The organism is Alteromonas sp. McT4-15, from assembly GCF_020515205.1.
Classification (GTDB): domain Bacteria; phylum Pseudomonadota; class Gammaproteobacteria; order Enterobacterales; family Alteromonadaceae; genus Alteromonas.
In genome coordinates this window covers 1-1,255 of the sequence record NZ_JAJALG010000102.1, presented here as the reverse complement: position 1 = coordinate 1,255, position 1,255 = coordinate 1, and the positions used below count along the sequence as shown (strand labels likewise).

The 1,255-nt window shown below is 39.7% G+C and carries 2 protein-coding genes; both read right to left on the bottom strand.

The features are described from left to right. Nucleotides 1–177 precede the first annotated feature (177 nt). Entirely contained in the window at nucleotides 178–528 is a 351-nt protein-coding gene (locus LHL20_RS20945) for an ankyrin repeat domain-containing protein (protein ID WP_226434694.1), read from the bottom strand. Nucleotides 529–649: 121 nt separating this feature from the next. Beyond that, nucleotides 650–1,021 (bottom strand): hypothetical protein, encoded by a 372-nt coding sequence (locus LHL20_RS20940; protein WP_226434693.1) that lies wholly within the window; start codon nucleotides 1,019–1,021, stop codon nucleotides 650–652. Between the last annotated feature and the right edge of the window lie 234 nt (nucleotides 1,022–1,255).

Sequence of the window (1,255 nt, the reverse complement as noted above, 5' to 3'; positions counted from 1 at the left end):
GCGAAAATTCCAACAAAAATCAGTCTAAAATTTTTGATTTCTGTTTCACTCAAGAATTGAAATTTATTCATGAGTACCTAACTTCCAAATATGGGGCGCAGACACGTGTGCAATAATGGCGAAGCCGCGCACGTGTTTGCGTCCCAGCGAGCGGCAGCGAGTGCCATAATTTGTTTGTTAGTTGCCACGTAAACATGACTCCAAACGCTCTTGCCAATGTGTCCTAACTCTACTTTTAATCCTTGCTCCAGACCAAGCCAAAAGTTTGACTACCTCATCTGTGGAATGATGAAGTGCGACTTCAATGGGTACTACACCATATTTATTCTCAGCATTAACGTCTACTCCATTTTCAATTAAGTATTGAATCAGATTTACATCATCATTGTTGATCGCAGCAATAAGTGCTGAACCATGCATAGGATCTTGGTGATTGATATTGCCGCCTTCAGCAAGTCTCTCTTTTACTAATTCGAGGTTTCTTCCACGAACTGCAAATATAAGTTTTTGATCAATGTTGAATGACATAAAGATATAAATACTAGTGGCTACTAACTTTTAAATAAGGGGCGCAGGCGCGTGGGCTAAAATGCGAAGCAGCCCACGTGTATGCGTCCCAACGAACGAAGTGAGTGACTTAATTTTTTTGTTAGGTGCGTTCAACATACATCCTTGTTTTTCTAGAGTAAGAAACATAACACTGAAAAGCTAAAAACAAATAGAAAATTAAAAGTTCTGCGTATGGTTGTTCATTAAATTGTTTGAAAGTTTGAGATATCTCGACGGTTGAAAATGCAACTAGAAAGATAAGCAGAATAGCTGCAACGAAAATTTGCAGCGCTACAAATATGCGTAGCCCTACAAGTGCGCTGCGAAATCGTCCGCTTATACCAAATACGATCGCAATGAGGATGATAGAGAGATACATGTTTGAAAAGGACATAAGAGACACCAGCGAGTAAGCTGTATAAACAATGACAAGGATTAGTAGAGGTTTAGGCATATCAATCAGAGTCATCATAAATTCCTTTTTAGCACCTAACTTTTAAATAAGGGGCGCAGGCGCGTGGGCTATAATGCGAAGCAGCCCACGTGTCTGCGTCCCAGCGAACGCAGTGAGTGACTTAATTTTTTTGTTATGTGCCATTGCTAAAACTACGACCAGTTAACTTTTTAAACAGCGACTGAACTGAATCTTTACCTGTAACGCCGAAATGAATAAACAAAATACCTACCAAAAAGCCTAATACACTTC

What these genes read in the sequence shown, in the direction of transcription:
- LHL20_RS20945 (WP_226434694.1), bottom strand. Translation starts at nt 528, where the DNA reads ATGTCATTCAACATTGATCAAAAACTTATATTTGCAGTTCGTGGAAGA.
- LHL20_RS20940 (WP_226434693.1), bottom strand. Translation starts at nt 1,021, where the DNA reads ATGATGACTCTGATTGATATGCCTAAACCTCTACTAATCCTTGTCATT.